At 68.7% G+C, this 20,335-nt stretch carries 16 protein-coding genes; 3 read left to right on the forward strand and 13 right to left on the reverse strand.

All coding sequences use genetic code 11. From position 1 onward, the window contains the following. The 5 genes from rpoB to ACFFIO_RS03020 all read right to left on the reverse strand — a co-directional run bounded on the left by rpoB (position 1) and on the right by ACFFIO_RS03020 (position 7,686). A complete protein-coding gene (rpoB, locus tag ACFFIO_RS03000) occupies positions 1 to 3,522 on the reverse strand; it encodes a DNA-directed RNA polymerase subunit beta (protein WP_378040119.1) in 3,522 nt (1,173 codons plus the stop codon). Between the two features lie 223 nt (positions 3,523 to 3,745). Then, entirely contained in the window at positions 3,746 to 5,035 is a 1,290-nt protein-coding gene (locus tag ACFFIO_RS03005; RefSeq protein ID WP_378040120.1) for an acyltransferase family protein, read from the reverse strand. A 276-nt stretch (positions 5,036 to 5,311) separates the two neighbouring features. Then, positions 5,312 to 5,695: a 50S ribosomal protein L7/L12 gene (gene rplL, locus ACFFIO_RS03010; protein ID WP_378040121.1), complete on the reverse strand. Its 384-nt coding sequence runs from the start codon at positions 5,693 to 5,695 to the stop codon at positions 5,312 to 5,314. 87 nt (positions 5,696 to 5,782) lie between these two features. Further along, positions 5,783 to 6,328, reverse strand: a complete 546-nt coding sequence (rplJ, locus tag ACFFIO_RS03015; RefSeq protein ID WP_378040122.1) for a 50S ribosomal protein L10 — start codon at positions 6,326 to 6,328, stop codon at positions 5,783 to 5,785. 296 nt (positions 6,329 to 6,624) lie between these two features. Continuing rightward, a complete protein-coding gene (locus tag ACFFIO_RS03020; RefSeq protein ID WP_378040123.1) occupies positions 6,625 to 7,686 on the reverse strand; it encodes a LacI family DNA-binding transcriptional regulator in 1,062 nt (353 codons plus the stop codon). Positions 7,687 to 8,026: 340 nt separating this feature from the next. Between ACFFIO_RS03020 and ACFFIO_RS03025 the strand changes: the two genes are divergently transcribed. From ACFFIO_RS03025 to ACFFIO_RS03035, 3 genes are all read left to right on the forward strand, one after another. Beyond that, the gene (locus ACFFIO_RS03025) at positions 8,027 to 9,013 is read left to right on the forward strand and encodes a tripartite tricarboxylate transporter substrate binding protein (RefSeq protein ID WP_378040124.1); all 987 of its coding nucleotides are present in this window, start codon (positions 8,027 to 8,029) and stop codon (positions 9,011 to 9,013) included. A gap of 68 nt (positions 9,014 to 9,081) precedes the next feature. Beyond that, positions 9,082 to 9,594 (forward strand): tripartite tricarboxylate transporter TctB family protein, encoded by a 513-nt coding sequence (locus ACFFIO_RS03030; protein ID WP_378040125.1) that lies wholly within the window; start codon positions 9,082 to 9,084, stop codon positions 9,592 to 9,594. Then, entirely contained in the window at positions 9,591 to 11,201 is a 1,611-nt protein-coding gene (locus ACFFIO_RS03035) for a tripartite tricarboxylate transporter permease (RefSeq protein WP_378040126.1), read from the forward strand. Before ACFFIO_RS03030 ends, ACFFIO_RS03035 begins: the two co-directional genes overlap by 4 nt. 149 nt (positions 11,202 to 11,350) lie before the next feature. Here ACFFIO_RS03035 and ACFFIO_RS03040 read toward each other — a convergent pair whose 3' ends face one another. The 8 genes from ACFFIO_RS03040 to ACFFIO_RS03075 all read right to left on the reverse strand — a co-directional run bounded on the left by ACFFIO_RS03040 (position 11,351) and on the right by ACFFIO_RS03075 (position 20,333). Continuing rightward, on the reverse strand, positions 11,351 to 12,196 hold the full coding sequence (locus ACFFIO_RS03040) for an aldo/keto reductase (RefSeq protein ID WP_378040127.1): 846 nt from the start codon (positions 12,194 to 12,196) through the stop codon (positions 11,351 to 11,353). Between the two features lie 53 nt (positions 12,197 to 12,249). Continuing rightward, entirely contained in the window at positions 12,250 to 13,356 is a 1,107-nt protein-coding gene (locus tag ACFFIO_RS03045; protein ID WP_378040128.1) for a Gfo/Idh/MocA family protein, read from the reverse strand. Continuing rightward, the gene (locus tag ACFFIO_RS03050; RefSeq protein WP_378040129.1) at positions 13,353 to 15,071 is read right to left on the reverse strand and encodes an FAD-dependent oxidoreductase; all 1,719 of its coding nucleotides are present in this window, start codon (positions 15,069 to 15,071) and stop codon (positions 13,353 to 13,355) included. Before ACFFIO_RS03050 ends, ACFFIO_RS03045 begins: the two co-directional genes overlap by 4 nt. Then, positions 15,068 to 16,240: a zinc-binding dehydrogenase gene (locus ACFFIO_RS03055; protein WP_378040130.1), complete on the reverse strand. Its 1,173-nt coding sequence runs from the start codon at positions 16,238 to 16,240 to the stop codon at positions 15,068 to 15,070. The genes ACFFIO_RS03050 and ACFFIO_RS03055 overlap by 4 nt, the downstream gene beginning before the upstream one ends. Positions 16,241 to 16,244: 4 nt before the next feature. Then, positions 16,245 to 16,538: a YciI family protein gene (locus tag ACFFIO_RS03060; RefSeq protein ID WP_188806029.1), complete on the reverse strand. Its 294-nt coding sequence runs from the start codon at positions 16,536 to 16,538 to the stop codon at positions 16,245 to 16,247. Between the two features lie 179 nt (positions 16,539 to 16,717). Then, complete coding sequence (locus ACFFIO_RS03065) at positions 16,718 to 17,503, reverse strand: IclR family transcriptional regulator (RefSeq protein WP_378040131.1); 786 nt, start codon at positions 17,501 to 17,503, stop codon at positions 16,718 to 16,720. After that, positions 17,503 to 18,558, reverse strand: a complete 1,056-nt coding sequence (locus tag ACFFIO_RS03070; RefSeq protein WP_378040132.1) for a DMT family transporter — start codon at positions 18,556 to 18,558, stop codon at positions 17,503 to 17,505. The genes ACFFIO_RS03065 and ACFFIO_RS03070 overlap by 1 nt, the downstream gene beginning before the upstream one ends. 23 nt (positions 18,559 to 18,581) lie before the next feature. After that, positions 18,582 to 20,333, reverse strand: coding sequence for an FAD-binding protein (locus tag ACFFIO_RS03075; RefSeq protein WP_378040133.1), 1,752 nt, complete (start codon positions 20,331 to 20,333; stop codon positions 18,582 to 18,584). Positions 20,334 to 20,335 lie beyond the last annotated feature (2 nt).

Here is a 20,335-nt window from a genome sequence, read left to right on the forward strand (position 1 = left end):
TCAGACCTCTTCAACCGAGCTGGGCTCGTTGTGGGACAGGTCGATGCCCAGTTCCTCGGCGGCCCGGAAGACTTCATCCTCCGAGTCACGCATTTCAATCGCGGTGCCGTCGGCGGAGAGGACCTCCACGTTCAGGCACAGCGACTGCATTTCCTTGATGAGGACCTTGAAGGACTCGGGAACGCCCGGCTCCGGGATGTTCTCGCCCTTCACGATGGCCTCGTAGACCTTCACACGACCGTGGATGTCATCCGACTTGATGGTCAGCAGCTCCTGCAGGGTGTAGGCAGCGCCGTACGCCTCCAGGGCCCAGACCTCCATCTCACCGAAGCGCTGACCACCGAACTGTGCCTTACCACCCAGCGGCTGCTGCGTGATCATGGAGTACGGGCCGGTGGAGCGCGCGTGGATCTTGTCATCCACCAGGTGGTGCAGCTTCAGCATGTACATGTAGCCCACGGAGACCGCGTCCGGGAACGGCTCGCCGGAGCGGCCGTCGAACAGGGTGGCCTTGCCGTTGGTGCCCATCAGGCGGTCGCCGTCACGGGTGACGTTGACGTGGCCGAGCAGGCCCTCGATCTCGTGGGCCTCGGCACCGTCGAACACCGGGGTGGCGACGTTGACCGGACCGGAGGACCGTGGGAAGTTCGGCAGGTCCTTGATCCACTCCGGCTCGCCCTGGATGTCCCAGCCGCGGGACGCGGCCCAGCCCAGGTGCAGCTCCATGACCTGGCCCAGGTTCATACGGCCCGGAACGCCCAGCGGGTTCAGGATGATGTCCACCGGGGTGCCATCCTCGAGGAACGGCATGTCCTCCATCGGCAGGATCTTGGAGATGACGCCCTTGTTGCCGTGGCGGCCGGCCATCTTGTCACCGTCGGTGATCTTGCGCTTCTGGGCCACGTACACGCGGACCAGCTGGTTCACGCCCGGGGGCAGGTCGTCGTCCTCGTCGCGATCGAAGATGCGCACGCCGATGACGGTGCCGGACTCGCCGTGGGGCACCTTCAGGGAGGTGTCACGCACTTCGCGGGACTTCTCGCCGAAGATGGCACGCAGCAGGCGCTCCTCCGGGGTCAGCTCGGTCTCGCCCTTCGGGGTCACGCGGCCGACCAGGATGTCCCCGGCCTCGACCTCGGCACCGATGTGGATGATGCCGCGCTCGTCGAGCTGGGCCAGCACCTCGTCGGAGACGTTCGGGATGTCCCGGGTGACCTCCTCGGCGCCCAGCTTGGTGTCACGGGCGTCGACCTCGTGCTCCTCGATGTGGATCGAGGTGAGCACGTCCTCGGAGACCATGCGCTGGGACAGGATGATGGCATCCTCGTAGTTCAGGCCCTCCCAGGGCATGAACGCGACGAGGAGGTTCTTGCCGAGCGCCAGCTCGCCGTGGTCCGTGGCGGGGCCGTCGGCGATGATGGACAGCTTCTCCACGCGGTCACCCTCGGAGACGCGCACCCGCTGGTTGTAGGCGTTGCCCTGGTTGGAGCGGGCGAACTTCATGATCGGGTAGTGGCGCATCGTGCCGTCGTCGTTCATGACGGTCACCATGTCCGCCGCCACCTCGGTCACGACGCCGGGGGCGTCGGCCGTGATGGAGTCGCCGGCGTCGACGGCGATGTACTTCTCCATGCCGGTGCCCACCAGGGGCGCCTCGGCCTGGAGCAGCGGCACGGCCTGTCGCTGCATGTTCGCACCCATGAGGGCGCGGTTGGCGTCGTCGTGCTCGAGGAACGGGATCAGCGCCGTGGCGGCGGAGACCATCTGGCGCGGGGAGACGTCCATGTAGTCGATGTCGTCCACGGTGGACAGCACCGGCTCGCCGCCGCCGCCGCGTTGGCGGCAGAGCACGAGGTCCTCGGCGAAGGAGCCGTCGTCGTTCAGCGGGGCGTTGGCCTGGGCGATCTGGGCTTCCAGCTCGTCATCGGCGGTGAGGTAGTCCACCTGCTCGGTGACGATCCCCTCCACGACCTTGCGGTACGGGGTCTCGATGAAGCCGAACGGGTTGATGCGCCCGAACGTGGCCAGCGAGCCGATGAGGCCGATGTTCGGGCCTTCCGGGGTCTCGATGGGGCACATGCGGCCGTAGTGCGACGGGTGCACGTCACGGACTTCCATGCCGGCACGGTCACGGGACAGGCCGCCCGGGCCGAGCGCGGACAGGCGCCGCTTGTGGGTCAGGCCCGCCAGCGGGTTGTTCTGGTCCATGAACTGGGACAGCTGGGAGGTTCCGAAGAACTCCTTGATCGAGGCCACCACGGGGCGGATGTTGATCAGGGTCTGCGGGGTGATCGCCTCGACGTCCTGGGTGGTCATGCGCTCACGCACGACGCGCTCCATGCGGGACAGGCCGGTGCGGATCTGGTTCTCGATCAGCTCGCCCACGGCGCGGATGCGACGGTTGCCGAAGTGGTCGATGTCGTCGACCTCCACGCGCACCTCGACGTCCTCGCCGGCGCGCTTGCCGGTGATCGTCTTCTCGTTGGCGTGCAGGGCCACGATGAAATGGACCATCTGGACGATGTCGTCCTGCGTCAGCACGGAGGCGTGCGGATCGGACAGCGGCATGTCCACGCCCAGCTTGCGGTTGAGCTTGTAACGGCCCACCTTCGCCAGGTCATAGCGCTTCGGGGTGAAGTACAGGTTGTTCAGCAGGTTCTGCGCGGCGTCCACGGCGGCGGGCTCGCCCGGGCGGAGCTTGCGGTAGATGTCCAGCAGCGCCTCGTTCTGGCCCTCGGTGGGGTCCTTCTCGAGGGTGGCACGGATGGAGTCGTACTGGCCGAACTCCTCGAGGATGCGGGACTCGGACCAGCCCATGGCCTTGAGCAGCACGGTGACCGGCTGCTTGCGCTTGCGGTCGAGGCGGACGCCGACCTGGTCGCGCTTGTCCACCTCGAGCTCGAACCAGGCGCCACGGGACGGGATGATCTTCGCGGTGAAGATGTCCTTGTCGCTGGTCTTGTCCGGGGTGCGCTCGAAGTAGGCACCGGGCGAGCGGACGAGCTGGGACACGACGACACGCTCGGTGCCGTTGATCACGAAGGTGCCCTTGTCCGTCATGAGCGGGAAGTCACCCATGAACACCGTCTGCTGCTTGATCTCGCCGGTGTTGTTGTTCATGAACTCGGCCTTGACGTACAGCGGAGCCGCGTACGTGGTGTCGCGCTCCTTGCACTCGTCGACCGGCATCTTCGGGTCCGAGAACTCCGGATCGGTGAAGGACAGGGACATGGTGCCCTGGAAGTCCTCGATCGGGGAGATCTCCTCGAAGATGTCCGCGAAGCCGGACGTGACAGCCACGGAGTCGTCGTTGATCTCGCGAGCGTGGGCCACCCGTTCGGCCCAGCGCTCGTTGCCCACGAGCCGGTCGAACGACTCGGTCTGCAGGGCCAGCAGGTCCGGGACCTCCAGCGGCTCATGAATCTTCGCGAACGAGATTCGGCCGGCACTGGCGCCGGAGCGGGGCGAGACGCCCCCGGGGAAATTAGCGGTTTCGGTATTTGAGGTGCTCGAGGCGACCAAGAGGGATCCTTCCACAGACCGTCTTTACTTCCGTGCACTCCCCCACTGGTCCACAGCACCGGGGCCCACCGCTATTTGAAGGCCAGACCGAATGCCACACCGAGATGCCCCCGGACACGACCGGTGGCATGACAAAGTGGACTTCAGGGGAGACGTAAGGAACCATACTAACTTTCGGCACGCCCGAAGTCCAGTCGGTCCTGTTCCCGTGGCTGTGAATATGCTAGGAACGCCGGACGTCAGAGGATCCCCGGGAGACCGGCGTGCGCGCCCGACCCAGTCGCCGCCCCACCACCGGCAATGTCCCGACGCCGGCCGTCACCGCTCGCTGTAGGCCCGGCCCCAGCGGGCGTTCGACCCACCGGTGCAGCAGCCACGCGGCACCCAGGATCGCGGCGAGGGTGAGGACGAGCACCACCTCGCGCGGCAGGTACGGCGAGAGCAGGGAGATCAGCCACCACCCCCACAGCTGGTGCAGGAGGTAGACCGGATAGGTCAGCTGTCCGGCCAGTGTCATCCCCGGCACCCGGAGCGAGGCCAAGGGGGTCAGCACGATGAGCGCCACCAGGACGAACAGCCCGACGACGATGGCGACGAAGGCCCAGAAGGGGTAGTCGTAGCCGGTGAGCTTAACCGTCTCGGCCTGCTGGGCCCGGGCGGACCACAGGCTGCCGGCACCCGCGTTCAGCACGAAGGCCGCCCACCGCAGCGGGGTATGGCCGAATTTGAACAGCAGGAACAGTGCCATCCCGCCGGCGAACAGGGCCGAGTACTGGGGGAAGAACACGTGCTCCACCCAGCCTATGGGCTGGCCGGCGGCATGCAGGCCGAAGTACAGCGCATTGCCGAGGATCGGCCACGCGAAGGCGAACACGAGCACCCGGCCCACCGTCATGCCGATCAGGGTGAACGCGAGGATCCAGAGGTAGAACTTCATCTCCACCCACAGGGTCCAGTAGACCCCGTCGATATGCCCGACGCCGAGGCCGCCCTGGAACATCGTCAGGTTCGCCGGGATGTCCGCCGGCGACCGCTGGGTTCCCATCTCCGGCCAGAGGACGAAGGTCAGCGTGGAGGTGGCCAGCACCGCGACCCAGTAGGCCGGGTAGAGACGCCCCACCCGGGAACCGATAAACCTCGCCGGCGACTTCCCATAGGAGGAGAGCAGGATCACGAAGCCGGAGATGATGAAGAAGAGCTGCACGCCGAGCGCCCCGACGGAGCTGAACTGGCTCAACCACGGCCACGCCTCGGCGGCCGGTTCCCCGTGGCGGCCCCAATGATCGTGGTGCCAGGCGGTCCAGTGGAAGAGCACCACGGCGAGGGCGGCGACCAGTCGGAGCCCGTCCAGCAGGGCGAGGCGGGGGCGGGGCCGATCGGCCGTCTGGTCCTGTGCCCGGCGACCTACCTGGTGGTCTGTCCGCTGACTTACCTGCTGACCAACCTGTTGATCTGCCTGGTGACCAACCTGCTGGTCTACCTCGATCCGCGGCAGTTCCGTCGTCGCGACCATGGGTCGACGCCCTCCCTCACGTACCGAGCCGCGCCACGCTCTGGTTCCCGTCCCCCGCGCGTCGGACTCTGCTTGCATCCCGTCCTTTATGATTTCGTTACCTTACGAACCCAATCTGGGCGGTTGCTGGGAATCCGATGAGAACAGGACTGAGCCGGGGTTGCTGAACCGGAATTGCTGAACCGGCATTAAAGCAGAACGGCCCCACCCTTCCCGCATGAGCGGGTCGGATGGGACCAGACTGGAAGAGACGAACAGCGGCTCAAGCCGCCGTCATCACTTGAGGGTGACGGTGGCGCCGGCGCCCTCGAGCTGCTCCTTGGCCTTGTCGGCAGTCTCCTTGTTAACGCCCTCCAGGACGGCCTTCGGAGCGGAGTCGACGAGGTCCTTGGCTTCCTTCAGACCCAGGGAGGTCAGTGCACGGACCTCCTTGATGACGCCGATCTTCTTGTCGCCGGCGGCCTCGAGGACCACGTCGAACTCGGACTGCTCTTCCTCGGCCTCAGCGGCAGCGGCAGCCGGAGCGGCGCCGGCAGCGGCGACCGGAGCGGCAGCGGTCACTTCGAACTTCTCTTCGAAGGCCTTGACGAACTCGGACAGCTCGATGAGGGACAGCTCGGAGAAGGCCTCGAGCAGCTCTTCGGTGGACAGCTTAGCCATGGTGGGCTCCTTTACTTCCGTGTGATCACGGATGAGTTTTCACGGATGTGATGGTGTGGGGTGGCCGCAAGAGCGACCGGGGTGGTGTTACTCGGCGGCCGGCGCAGCTGCGCCACCCTGCTCCTCGACCTTCGCGCGCAGGGCTTCCACGGTGCGGACAGCCTGCGAGAGGGGGGCCTGGAACATGTAGGCGGCCTTGGTCAGGTTGCCCTTCATGGCACCTGCCAGCTTGGCCAGCAGAACCTCGCGGGACTCAAGGTCCGCCAGCTTCTTCATGCCGGCCTCATCGAGGAACTGGCCCTCCATGTAGCCGCCCTTGACGACCAGGGCCTCGTGGTCCTTGGCAAAGTCACGCATCGCCTTGGCCGCGTCCACCGGATCACCGGAGACGAAGGCAATAGCGGACGGGCCGGTCATCTTGCCCTTGAAGGCATCGACGCCGGCCTGATCGGCCGCAATCTCGGTCAGCGTGTTCTTCACCACGGCGTAGGTCGCATTCTCACCGAGTGCACGGCGGAGCTGCTTGAGCTCGGCCACGGTGAGACCACGGTACTCCGTCAATACTGCTGCGGTGGAGGTGCGGAAGAGTTCCGCCAGCTCCGCCACAACAGCGTTCTTTTCAGACGTCGCCATGGCACTCCTTCCATTGCTGTGGGGCCGGTACCCCCTGACAATGAAAAACGCCCCGTGCAGGTGCACAGGGCGTGGCGTTGACGTCACGGCGGACCTGGGTCCAGCCATCCTTCAAGCGTTGCTCGGTTTCACCTGCGCAGGTCGCCTCCATCGGGAGAGCTTTACGGACGGGCATCCAGAGGTTCAGGGAACATCCGGGTACCTGCCGACCGGCGGTCTTTGGTGCAACCGATCTTAGGCCCGACGCCGGCCATTCACCAAATCGGGCGGGTCCGGTTCCCCAGATGGTCAGCTCCTCACCGGCGCACCGTGGACAGGTTGGGGGCCGAGGAGGGGGACGGGGACGGGGACGCCGGACCGGTCGAGCCACGGACCTGTAGCCCCGAAGCCAGCCGGAGCTGGTGCACGGTCCGCTCTCCCGCCATGCGGGCCAGCAGCAGGTCCACGGCCGCCCGGCCGGCCTGCTCCACGGGCGCGTCCACACAGGTCAGACCCGAATGCACGAAGTCGGAGCCATAGGTGTTGTCGTAGCCGACCACGGAGACATCCCCTGGGACGTCCACACCGTTGGCGAGCAGGTGCCGGAGGATGCCGACGGCCAGCTGGTCGTTGTAGCCGATGATGGCGGTCGGCCTCCGAGCCCAGGCCAAGGCAGCCGCGGCGGCACCCTGTCCGATCAGCGGTTTGAACGGCCCCGTGGTGATCAACTCGATCCCCAAGGCCTGGGCCACCTCGTCCTGGGCCTTCTGGCGCAGGACGTTGCTCCACGCATTGTGCGGCCCCGCGCAGTACACGATCTTCCGGTGCCCCAGGGCATGCAGGTGTTCGATCAGATGCCGACTGGAATCGGCGTCCCCGGCCACCACGGAGCTGATGCCCGCCACCTCCCGGTTGAACAGCACCAGAGGCCGACGCCGCGCCATCTCCCGCAGCTCGGCATCAGAGGTCCAGCGGGCCGCGGCGACCACACCGTTCGCATCCCCGGTCAACCGCTCCAGGTGCGTCCGCTCCATGGTGGCGGACTCCTCGGCATCGCCCAGGGTCACCAGAAAACCCGCGGAGCGCGCCTGACTGACGGCGCCCTTGAGCAGGTCAGCGAAGAAGGGGTTGGCCAGGTCCTGCACCAGGAGGTTCACCGCGCGAGAGGCGGGGGCCGGGGTCACGGCCGCCGCACGCGGGGGCTCACGCCGGTATCCCAGCCGGGCGGCCGCATCCATGACCCGCTCCACCGTCTGGAAGTTCACCCGGTCGGGCCGCGTGAACGCGCGGGATGCCGTGGACGGGGCCACACCGGCCGCCCGGGCCACGTCTTCAAGGCGAACCCTCGCCGCAGCGGCATCGTCCCGTTCAACATCCATGGTGTTGTCAACTTTTCGCGTGAGGTGGAGGGTGCCGGCGTCGTCCCACCCGGGACGGAGGGCACCGACTGGACATGCAGGATCTTTCCACTCTTTGCCGCGATTCGTCCAGCATGTATTTTTCGCCGATCCGCCTGGTGACGGGCCACAAGGGACGAAATCCGCGTCACAGCCCTTTCATTTCCGCAATTTTTGGCAATCGACTGGCAATCACTTTCGGTTCATGCCATTCTTCTGTCCACCCTGCCGGTGTGAGCGTCATCACCGCCCACGCCGACGGCACATCACCGCACCCGTCTTAACCCGACTTATCCCCGAGTTATCCCCCAAGGAGCCGGACATGAAACAACGCACCCTGATGACTTCCGCGGCCACCCTGGCCGCCGCCGGACTGCTGCTGTCCGGTTGCGCCTCGAACTCCGGAGGCGGAGGCGGAGGCGACGAGTTCCCAACCGAGGACATCCGCCTCGTCGTGCCCTGGGCCGCCGGCGGCTCGGGCGACCTCTCCGCCCGCACCCTGGCCCCGCTGCTCGAGGATGAGCTCGGCGTCAGCGTCATCGTGGAGAACCGCCCCGGCGCGAACGGCTCCGTGGGCTACAACTGGCTCAAGGAGCAGGAGCCGGACGGCTACAACCTCTCCATGCTGGGAGCCGAGGTGGCCACCCTCCAGTTCATGGACTACGACATCGCCCCGGCCGACTACGCCTTCCTCGGCAAGATCCTCGAGGGCCCCGGCGCGATCGCCGTCAAGGCGGACAGCCCCTACGAGACGCTGCAGGACCTGATCGATGCCGCGAAGGCGGCTCCGGGCGAGATCACCTACTCATCCCCCGGCGTCGGTTCCGTGTGGGACAACCCCGCCCAGGGCTTCCAGGAGATGGCCGGCATCGAGCTGACCAACGTCCCCTATGACGGCTCCGCCCCCTCGATCGCCGCCGCGGCGGCCGGTGACGTGGACTTCTCCATCGATGCCATGGGCTCCCAGAAGGCCCAGGTGGACGGCGGCGAGCTACGCTACCTGGCTGTCCTGGCGGAGGAGCGCGTGGAGGAATTCCCGGACGTGCCCACCGCGGCCGAGCAGGGCGTCGACCTGCAGAACGCCTCCTTCACGGGGCTGATGGCTCCTGCCGGAACCCCGGACGACGTCGTCCAGACCCTCTCGGACGCCATCGTGGCGGCCACGGAGGACGAGGACTACCAGTCCGTCATCGAGCAGTCCAACCTGGTCCCCGTCTCCGTTCCGGCCGGGGAGTTCACCGAGTTCATCCAGGCCGAGGAAGAGCGCTACGGCCCCTGGATCGAGCTCGCGAAGTCCAAGCAGGGCTAATCGTGTCCCCGACTGACACTTCTGGTTTCACGACCGGTTCCACGACCGGCTCCACATCCGGTTCCACTATGGGTTCTTCTGCCGGGACCGCGGAACGTCCGGGTGACCATCCGGAGGATCTGGTCCTGCTGAAGAACCTGCCGTACCGGCTGCGGGAACTGATTCCCGTGGTCGCGTCGATCGGCCTCGGGATCACGATCCTCGTCTTGGTCGGTGGCATCACCGACCGGGGCGGGGACGCCCTGGGCCCACGGTTCTGGCCGACCATGCTCGCCTGGGCACTCATCGGGCTCGGCGTCCTGCTGGTGTTCACGAACGTGCTGCGCGGGGTCCGTCCCTCAGACATCCCCGAGGACATGAACTGGACCGGGATCGGCCGGATGGCGGCGACCTTCGCCGTGCTGATCGGTTACCTGCTGCTGTTCAACGTCCTGCAGTTCTGGCTGATCACCATGGTCGTCACCGTGGTGCTGCTCTTGCTCTACGGCATCCGGAACTGGAAGGTCCTCGTCTTCCTCCCGATCATCATCGGTGCCCTGCTGCACCTCTTGTTCATCGTCCTCTTGAAGGTGCCCCTGTGATCCCCGAACTCCTTCTCCAGCTGCCGCAGCTGCCGCAGCTGCCTCAACTGCCGCAATTGCCGCAACTGCCCCTGCCCATCGCGGCGAACGCCGTCACCGACGGCATCGGCGTGGTCCTGCAGTGGGACACCCTGCTGTACATCGGCCTGGGCATGCTCGTGGGCATGCTGGTCGGCGCGTTCCCCGGCGTCACGGCCACCATGGCCGTGGCCCTGGCCTCCGGCTTCACCCTGACCATGGATCCCATCCAGGGCCTGGCCGTGCTGCTGACGATCTACGTGGCCGCGCAGTTCGGCGACCGGGTACCGGCCATCCTCATCAACACCCCCGGCACCCCGGCCTCGATCGCGACCACCTTCGACGGCTACCCCCTGGCCAAGCAGGGGAAGGCGGGCCTGGCGATGACCGCCTCCGCCTTCGGCTCCGCGTTCGGCATGATCATCGGCATCATCGTGCTCTCGCTGTTCGCCATCCCCCTGGCCGGCCTCGCCCGCCAGTTCGGGCCACCGGAGATGTTCGCCCTGGTGGTCTTCGGACTGACGATGATGATCGGCGTCTCCTCCGGCCGCATCTTCAAGGGACTGGTCGCCGGCGCCTTCGGCCTGCTGCTGGCCACCGTGGGCCGTGACCCGATCACCGGTGACCAGCGCTTCACCCTGGACATCCTGGAGCTCAACGGCGGAGTGCCCTTCATCCCCGTGATCATCGGCCTGTTCGGTGTGGCCGAGGTCCTCAACCAGATGGTCACCCACCGCCGCAACGCGGTCCAGGACAAGCCCATCAGTCAGTTGGGACAGTGGATGCCGGACCGGGCGATGTTCCGCCGGCTGATCAAGCCCATGGGCATCGGCGCCGGCACCGGGTCCGTGGTGGGCCTGGTCCCGGCCGTCGGCGGGGACATCGCCGGCATCATCGCCTGGGACAACGCCAAGCGCTTCTCCAAGCGCAAGGAGGAGTTCGGCAAGGGCTCCATCGAGGGCCTGACCTCCGCCGACACCTCGTCCACCGCCACCCTCGGCGGTTCCGTCACCACCACCATGGCCCTGGGCGTGCCGGGCGACTCGGTCATGGCCGTCCTGATCGGCTCCATGATGATCTGGGGCATCCAGCCGGGCCCGGCCCTGTTCACCAACGATCCATCGCTGGTCTACACCCTGGCAACGATCCTGCTGGTGGCAACCGTGCTCTCGCTGGGCCTGTCCCTGGTCCGCATGAAGTCGATGGTGAAGCTGCTGGAGCTGAAGAACCAGTACCTCTGGATCATCATCCTGGTGTTCTGCATGGTCGGCACCTACTCCATCAGCAACTCGGTCTTCGACGTCTTCGTCATGCTGATCATGGGCCTGATCGGGTTGTTCATGCTCCGCTTCGGTTTCCCCGCCGGACCAGCCGTCCTCGGCCTGATCCTCGGTCCCCTCGCGGAATCCAACCTGCGGCGCACCCTGATCGGCGACGGTTGGACCGGATTCCTCACCAGCCCCATCGCCCTGGTGCTCTTCGCCATCTCGGCCGCAGCACTCCTGCTGCCCCCGCTGCGCCAGATGCGCCTGCGCCGCAAGCAGGCGCTGAAGGACAAGGACGAGGGACTGTCCGTCCTGATCCCCTGACCGGGATCTCCACCACCAACACCAACACCACCACGACGACGGCGCCCCCTTCCATCAGGAAGGGGGCGCCGTTGCCTGTCGTCACCTCAGGTGACCTCCCGGCTGGGGATCCGTGCCAGTGCCGTATTGTGGCCGCACTGGTGGCCGTACTAGTGGCCGTACGTGTCCGCATCCAGCCGCGGCCCCTCGCCGGTGTCCAGGGCGTCGATGACCGCCACGTCCTCCGCGGTGAGCTCGAAGCCGAAGACCTCGAGGTTCTCCTGCTGGCGCCCGCGGTTGGCCGAGCGGGGAACGACCAGGCGGCCCTGCTGCAGGTGCCAGCGCAGGACGACCTGCGCCGGGGTCCGCTCCAGCCGGGCGGCGATCCCGGTCACCTCTGGCGTGCCCAGGACCTCGCCCCCGCGGGCCAGCGGGCTGTAGGCCGCCGTGCGCACGCCTGCCGCCGCATGGGCCGCCTGGGCCTGACGCTGGGCGCACCGGGGGTCCAGCTGGACCTGGTTGACCGGCGGGACCAGCCCGGCGTCGAGCACGCGGTGCAGGTGGGCCGGCGTGAAGTTGGAGACGCCCCAGGCACGGATGAGCCCCGTCTCCACGAGCGTCGCGAGCGACTCACAGGTCTGGACGTACCGATCCTGGTCCGGATTGGGCCAGTGGATCAGCAGGAGGTCCAGGTGGTCCAGTCCCATCCGCTCCAGGGAGGCCTCCGCGGCCCGGCGCAGCGTGGCGACATCGCCATGGGACTCCCGGTTGAACTTGGTGGTCACGAAGACCTCGTCCCGTGGCAGGCCGGACTCGCGGACGGCAGCACCGACCGCGTCCTCATTCCCGTAGTTCTGGGCCGTGTCCACCTGCCGATAGCCCAATTCCAGGGCCTGCAGGACGGACGCGGTGCACTCCGCCCCGGTCAGGGGCCAGGTGCCGAACCCCACGGCGGGGATACTGACGCCGTCGACTCCGGTCCCGGTCAGTGTGTGGTTCTGGTCAACGGTGGTCATGCGAAGTCCTCTCGGATGGGCGGTCTCAGACCAAGGTCAGCGGGCCGATCGGCTCAGAACACCACCGGCTTGCCGGTGCGGGAGGATTCATACACCGCCAGCAGGATGCGCAGGGACTTGGTGGCCTCCTCGCCCGTCACGGCGGGGGTGCCGCCGGTGCGGACGGCGTCCACGAAGTCGGCCACCTGGGCCCGGTGCCACGGGATCAGGGCACCGTTGATGGTGGCCAGGTCCACGTTGGGGTTGAGCGAGGACGGCCAGGTCTCCTGGGCACCGACACTGTCCCCGGCCGCCCAGATGTCCACCCGGCCGTCGGTGCCCTCCGGGAACTCGGTCACCTGCGCGGTGGCGCCCGTGGAACCGGTGACGCGCACCTGGACGCCCAGTGACGGGGTGACGGCGGTGGAGGCCTGCACGGTGGCGATGGCCCCGGAGGCGAACCTCAGGGTCGCCACGGCCGAGTCCTCCACCTCGATGTGGTCGCCGTGCACGAAGGTCGCCATGTGCCCGTGCACCTCGACCACCTCGCCCATGAACCACTGGAGCAGGTCGATGTAGTGGATGCCCTGGGTCATCAGCACCCCGCCGCCGTCCGAGGCCCAGGTGCCCCTCCAGGCGGTGGCGGAGTAGTACTCGGGTTCCCGGTGCAGCAGCACGGAGCAGTGGCCGAGGATCGGGGTGCCCAGCGTCCCGTCGTCGATGGCCGCCCGGATCCGCTGGGCGGCGGGCCAGAACCGGCGCTGGAACAGCACGCCGAAGGTCACGGAGGCCTCGCGGCAGGCGGCCACCATCCGCTCGGCGGCCGCGAGGTCGATCGCGATGGGCTTCTCGCACAGCACGTGCACACCCGCGGCGGCGGCCTCCGTGACGACGGCCTCGTGGGTGGGGTGCGGGGTGCACACCGAGATCAGGTCGATCCCGCAGCCGTCCGCACCGCGCCAGGCCAGCAGGTCCGTGACGGACCCGAAGGCGTGCTCGATCCCGTGGGCCGCGGCGACCGCACCGGCCCGCTCGGCGTCGATGTCACACACGGCCACCACCTCGACGTCCTGCAGGGCGCGGTAGGCCTCCAGGTGGTTGCGGAAGATCGCACCGCCTCCGGCGATGCCGACGCGCAGAGTGCGGACGGCCGACCCGGCGGTGGGTCCAGTGGCGCTCATGCGTGGACGTCCTCCGCACCGGTCTCCCCGCCGAGACCGGCTTGGGAGAGATGGGTCCGGGAGAGATGCCGGCCTGCGGCATAGGCGCGGGTCACCGCCGAGCCGATCGTGGCCCCGCCGCCGGGATAGGCGTCCTTGAAGACGGTCGCCGAGCAGTTGCCGGCGGCATACAGTCCGGGCAGCGGGGCCCCGTCCCAGTCCAGGACCCGTCCGTCCAGGTCGGCGCGCAGTCCGCCCGCGGTGCCCAGGGCGCCGGGATGCAGCTGCACGGCGTAGAACGGTGGGGCCGCGAGGGGCGCCAGGCAGGGATTGGGGAGGTTCTGAGGGTCTCCCAGGTGCCGGTCCTGGGCGGAGGACCCGCGGCCGAACTCGGGGTCCTCACCGCGTTCCGCCGCCGGGTTGAATCGGGCCACGGTCTCCTCGAGGCCGGCCGGGTCCACCCCGATGATCTGCGCCAGCTCGGCCAGGGTGTCCGCCCGGACCAGCCAGTCCGGCGCCTCGGCCGGCTCGGCGAAGACCGGGTTCCCGGCGACGGGGTACCGGGAGACGAACCTCGAGTCCATCACCAGGTAGGCCGGGATGTTGGCGTACTGGGAGGTCGCGGGGTCGATGTTCGCGAAGACCCGGGAGAAGTCGTGGTAGTTCAGGGCCTCGTTGACGAAGCGCCGGCCGGCGGAGTTCACCACGATGCCGCCGGGCAGGGTGGCCTCCACGTTGCCCATCCGGCCCGAGGGCCGGCCGTCGTAGGTGGCACCGTGGGCGGTGATCACCGGCACGCCCCAGATGTCCGTGGTCTCCGTGAAGGAACCGCCCACGGACAGACCCAGCTTCAGTCCGTCCCCGGCATTGCTCGGCGCCGAGATCGGGGTGACGGGGAACTTCAGCAGGGTGCCGGTCAGTTCGGGCGACCATTCGAAGCCGCCGGAGGCGATGACCACGGATGTGGCCGCGATCTCCCGCTCTCCGGCCACGGTCACCTGCCAGCCGCCGGTTTCAGTACTGGTAGCTGTGCCGGCAGCACGCCGCAGTCCCGTGGCCGGGGCAGAAGCCGCGATCACGACGCCGGCCTCCCAGGCCGAGGCGGTCAGGGCACCCGCCAGCGCCCCGCCCATCGTGCGCACCCCGCGCTCGGCGCGGCCGGTGAGCAGCGCGGGATCGGGAGCCGCGCCATGCAGCTGGTCGCGCTCGTCCATGGTGATCAGCGGCAGGTACGTGGGCGGGCGCAGGGCCTCGGCCAGTCCGGGCACCACCGAGGGGTCGAACTCCCGGTGGTCCAGGCCCCGCCCACCCGGCGTGGCTCCCGGCCACTCCATGTGGTAATCGGGGCGGAACAGGGGCGCATAGTCCACCCTGGTGTTCGCATCCAGGAAGCGGACCGCCTCGGCGGCGGTGGAGACGTACCAGGAGATCTCCTCCTCGGAGAGCTTCCCGGCCGTGGCCGCCCGCACATAGGCGGCGGCATCCTCATCACTGTCCGAGAAGTCACGAGCGCCCATCAGATGGTTGTTCGGCGCCCACATCACCCCGCCGCCGGCCGCCGTGGTCCCGCCCAGCCGGTCCGCCTTCTCCAGCACCAGCACGGAGGCTCCAGCCTGGCGGGCCACCAGGGCCGCTGTCATCCCGGCGCCACCGGAGCCGATGACGACCAGGTCATAGCGCTCGGCGAGCTCCGGAACCGGAGTGAGGAGGGAACGGGTCTCCACTGCGTCGGTCATGGTCGGCTGGCTCCTTCAGGGATCTCAGGGAATTCAGAACGTTCAGGGAAGTCGATCGCGATCTTCCCGACGCCGGCCGTGGGGTCCACGAGGGTCTCGAAGGCGGCGTCCAGGTCCGCGAACGCGAACCGGTGGGTCAACAGCCGTCCGATGCTGTCCTGGTGGCGGTCCAGCAGGTCCAGCGCCTGGCCGATGAGGTTCTGTGAGTTGCGCGAGCCGAGCAGGTCGATCTCCTTGACCGGCAGGGTGCGCAGGGTCAGGCGCAGTTCCGCGTCGGAGATGCCGACACAGACGACGCGGCCGGCCGTGGCCACCAGGTCCACCCCGGTGGCCACCGAGGCGGGGGCGCCGGTGGCGTCGATGACCAGGGACGGACCGTCGCCGCGGGTGAGCTGGTCCAGCTCGGTCCGCTGCGCCGCCGTCGGGAAATCCCCGGGAGTGACGGTGAAGGTGCGGTCTGCGCCGAGGGCCGTGGCCAGCGCCAGCCGGGACGGGTTCATGTCCGAGACGGTGACGTCACAGCCGAGGTCCTTGAGGTAGACGGTGGCCAGGAGGCCGATCGGCCCGGCACCGGAGACGAGGACCTTCTCGCCGGCCTGGGCGCGGCCGCGGTTGACGGCCTGCATGGCGATGGAGGTCGGCTCGGACATCGGTGCCAAGGACAGTTCCAGGCCGTCCGGAACCCGGTACAGCTTCTCCAGCGGGACGGCCTGCTCGGTCACCAGCGAGCCGTCCTCGTAGCAGCCGTAGACGCTCATGTGCCGGCAGGCGTTGACGCGCCCGATGGAGCAGGCGTGGCACAGCCCGCAGTAGAACATCGGGGAGATGGCCACCCGGTCGCCCACGGCCCAGCCGCCGGTCCCCGAGCCCGTGTCCGAAGGATCGAGAGCGACGATGGTGCCGGCAGCCTCATGGCCCTGGATGATCGGCAGCTCGGTGGCGTAGTCGTCATCCCAGATGTGCGCATCGGTACCGCAGAGGGTCACGGAGGCCATCCGGATGACCGCCATGCCGGGCGCCGGCACCGGTGCCGCGATGCTGCGGTACTCGATGGTGCGGCGGCTCGTGGTCACGGCTGCGGTCGCCATGCGGGCGGTGCCGGCAGCGCTGGCGGCAGCGCTGGCGGCGGGATCGGTGCTGGTTGCCGGGGCGGGGGTGGTCGAGGTCATGAGATTACTCGGCACCCTCGATCGAGCCGAAGGCGATGTTCCACTTGCGCACCGTGCGCTCGGCGACGAACCCGCCCTGGAAGAACGGGTCGCCGTCCATGACCGAGGAGACCTCGTCCACGGACTCGCCCTTGATGATCAGCAGGGCGCCCAGCGGATCACCCTCGGTCAGCCGACCGGAGACCAGGAGCGTGCCCTGCTCGTGGAGACCGGAGAGGAACTCCACATGGGACGGACGGGTGGCGACCATCTCCTCGGTCTCGGGGACGTAGGCGTAGGTGACGGCGTAGGCGGCCATGGGTGCAGCTCCTCGGGTCGATGCACGCCGGCCTTGTGACCGGCATTACAGACCATCGTGCCGGGAGGAGGCCCTCCTCCGCCTCCACATTCCCATTGAATGGCAATGCGGAGCGCTCGACGGCCGTCAGATCGCCAGTCCGACCGGCCGTCAACCCCAACACCAGCCCAGCCCAGCCTTCAGGAGGGCTCCCAACCCGCAGTCTTCCCCCGTGAGCCCATCTGGCGGGACAGTCCCCTCGCCGCAGCCAGCAGGACGGGGACCTGGATCTGGAGGTTGATCTGGTCCACCTCGGCCACGATCGAGATGGCGCCCAGGACCCGGCCACCCGGTCCGAAGACGGGTGCGGCCGTCCCCGAGGAGCCGGACACGGTGACCCCGCGCAGGTGGGCATAGCCGTCGGTGCGGGCCTGCGCGAGTCGACGGCGCAGCCCCACCTCGGTGATGCCGGAATTGCGCGTGGCCCGGTCCCAGGTCGAGGTGAGGTACCGCTCCTGCAGCTGGCGCGGTGAGTGCGCCAGGATGGCCAGTCCCGGGGCCGTGGAGAGCACCGGCAACCGGCCCGCGACCTTGGTCAGGTCCGTCGGCACGTCCTTGCTGATCAGTCGTTCCAGATAGATGATCGTGCCGTCGTCGTGGTCCATGATGGCCAGCGAGGTGTTCTGGCGTTGGGTGACGTGCACGGCCTCCATGAACGGCAGCGCCGCCTGGCCGAACTCCTGATAGGTGGAGCTGCGCTGGCCCAGTTCCCACAGCACCAGGCCGATCCGGAACCGGCCGTCCGGGGTGCGCCGCAGCAGCCCCTCCTCGGCCATGTCCCCCGCCAGGCGGTGGGCGGTGGAGGTGGACAGGCCCGTGCGGACGGCCAGCTCGGAGGCCGTGAGTTCCGGGTGGTCGGTATCGAAGGCATGCAGCACCCGCACCAGGCGCTGGATGAGCGATTCGCCCGAACGTGAGTTGGCCATCAGGAGCCCCCACTCCGGGTGGCCTGCAACGGCGTCTGAGACGGCGTCCGGTGCGATGTCCTCGGCGAGGTCCGGAGCGAGGTCCGCAGCGTGCTGGAGGAGGCCAGCACCAGGGCCAACAGCGTGATGACTGCCCCGGTCATGACCTGCCAGGTCACCTCGGCGCCGTGCGTGGGCCATACCGCGTCCACCACCAGTGACCCGGCCAGCTGGCCGGCGACGAGCCCGAGGGTGAACAACAGCGAGCCGATGGTCCGCGTCAGCAGGGCTCCGCCGATCACCACCACGGAACCCAGCAGGCCGCCGGTGTAGTACCACCAGTCCCCCGGGCCCCAGGGCAGCCGGGCCAGGCCACCGGCCGCGATCTGCGGTGCGGCCACGGCCAGCAGAGCCAGCGTCCCGATCAGGTAGTTGAACAGCACGAGCGGCTCGACCCGGCCGACGGCTGCACCCATCACCGCGTTCATCGCCATCTGGGGCGGCTGGAGCAGGCCGCCGGCGAGGACGATCAACAGGGGCAGGCCGAGGGCCAGCAGCAGCTCCGGGTCCGGGGCCGTCCCCGGACCCACTCCGAACCCACCCCCGAACAGGCGCGGGGAGAGCGCCAGCCCGACGCCGGCCAGTCCCGCGAGCACGCCCACCGCCCTCCGCAGGCTCAGACGGTGGCGCCCGGAGGGCACCCACCCGAGCGTGTCCATCAGCGTCGAGGAGAGCATCTGGCCGGAGATGAAGACGAGGGAGAACAGTGCAACGCCCACGAGGTCCACGGTGACGGCCTGTCCGTACACGGCGAAGGCGCCGAGGAGCCCCGAGAAGACGAACACCCACGGGAACCGCCCCGTGGCCGCACCTCGGACCAGCTCGACCACCCCGCGGCGGTTCGCCCGGACCAGGCCGTTGACGAGCAGCATCAGCACCAGGCCGGAGCCGAAGGTCACCGTCGCGGCCAGGGAGGCATCCCCCAGCTCGGCCCTCAGGGCTCCGGTGATCCGGGCCTGAATTGCAATCGCCACGCCGCCGGCCAGCGCCAGGAGCAGTGACAGGGTCCTGCCCATGGGTGTGCCTCCTCGTCAGGTGGTCAGTCGGTCCCGGCCGCGTGGCGTGCGGCCACCCAGCCGAAGGTCATGCCGGCACCGACCTGGGAGCCGGCCCCCGGGTATTCGCTGCCCATGACGGAGGCGGCATCATTGCCGGCAGCGTACAGGCCTTCGAGCGCCGCGCCGTCACGGCCCACCACCTGGGCCTGCGTGTTGATCCGAATCCCGTAGGCGGTGGCCAAGGGGGTCGGGACCACGGCCACGGCGTAGAACGGCCCCTGCCGAATCGGTCCGATGTTCGGGTTCGGCGTGTGCTCCGGGTCCCCGGCCACCCGCCCGAACATCAGCTCTCCCTTCTGGAAGTCCTCGTCCACACCGGTCTCGGCGAAGCCGTTGTACCGGCGCACGGTCTCCTCGAGGCCGGCGGGGTCCACGCCGATCCCCTCGGCCAGCTCCCGCAGGGTGGAGCCGCGGTGGAGGTAGCCGTCGTCGATGTACTTCTGCAGCATCGCGGCGGGCAGGTGCGGCATGGTGATCATGCCCAGCCCGTACTTCGCCAGGGTGCTGGAGTCCACCACGAGCCAGGCCGGGACGGTCGGCACCGTCTGGTGCGATGCATACATGGCCCGCACGAAGCGGTGGTAGGAGTGCGATTCGTCCACGAAGCGCCGGCCGGCGGCGTTGACGGCGATCAGGCCGGGCTTGGCCCGGTCCCAGATGTGCGGGAAGACCACGGTGGAGCCGTCCGCCCGGGTCCCGATCGAGGACGGGAACCACAGCGCGTTCTCGCCGTTGTCTGTTCCCGCCGCCGCACCGACCGCCTCGCTCAGGCGCAGGGTGTCACCCGTGGCGCCCTCCCCGGCACGGGAGAATTGCGGCGTGGGCTCGGGCAGGAACTTCTCCCGCAGCTCGGGGCTCTGGGCGAACCCGCCCGCGGCCAGCACCACTCCGCGCCGGGCCCGGATCCGCAGCTCGCGGCCCCCATGGCCCACGACGGCGCCCGTCACCCGGTCCTGGTCCCGCAACAGCTCCGTGGTGTAGGCGTTGCGCCACACCTCCCCGCCCCGGCCGAGCACCTCGGCGTACATGCGGGCCACGAGGGCATTGCCCATCACCAGCCGGGTGCCGCGCGGATTCCGGACCATGTCCAGGGCCCAACGCGCCCCCAGGCCCAGGGCCGTGGCGCCGGCCTTCGCCGTCTTGCCGGCCTTCTTGGAGAACAGGCCCAACAGGGTGCCGACCTCGGCCCGGCGCAGCATCATGGTCCCGCCCATGAGCGCGAACTCGGGCACCGGCGGCCGGACGTGGCGGAAGCGGTTCCGGCCCAGCGTGCGGCCGTCGAAGGGCTCCGGCTCCAGGGCGCGTCCGGTCTGGCCGGTCTCCGGCAGCTCCGAGTGGTAGTCCACCACGGCGGGTGACCGCCGGAACGTCACCCCCAGGTCCTCCATGTAGCGCAGCATCGCGGGACCGTTGTCCAGGTACGCCTGGCGCAGCGCCTTGTCCGACTTGTCCCCCACCAACCGGTCGAGGTAGCGCTCGGCCTTGTCGGCGTCGTCGGTGATGCCGTCCTCACGCTGGAAGTGGTTGTTGGGGATCCAGCAGGTCCCGGCCGAGTAGGCCGTGGTGCCGCCGATGTAGTCGGTCTTCTCCAGGACCAGCACGGTGAGCCCCTCCTGGACACCCGTCAGGGCGGCGGCGAGACCCGCGGCACCGGTGCCGAGCACCAGGAGGTCCACCTCGTGATCCCACGGCGCGAGCGTCGGAATCGTCTGTGCGGAAGGGTTCTCGGTCATGG

It is taken from the genome of Citricoccus parietis, from assembly GCF_042433045.1.
GTDB lineage: Bacteria > Actinomycetota > Actinomycetes > Actinomycetales > Micrococcaceae > Citricoccus > Citricoccus parietis.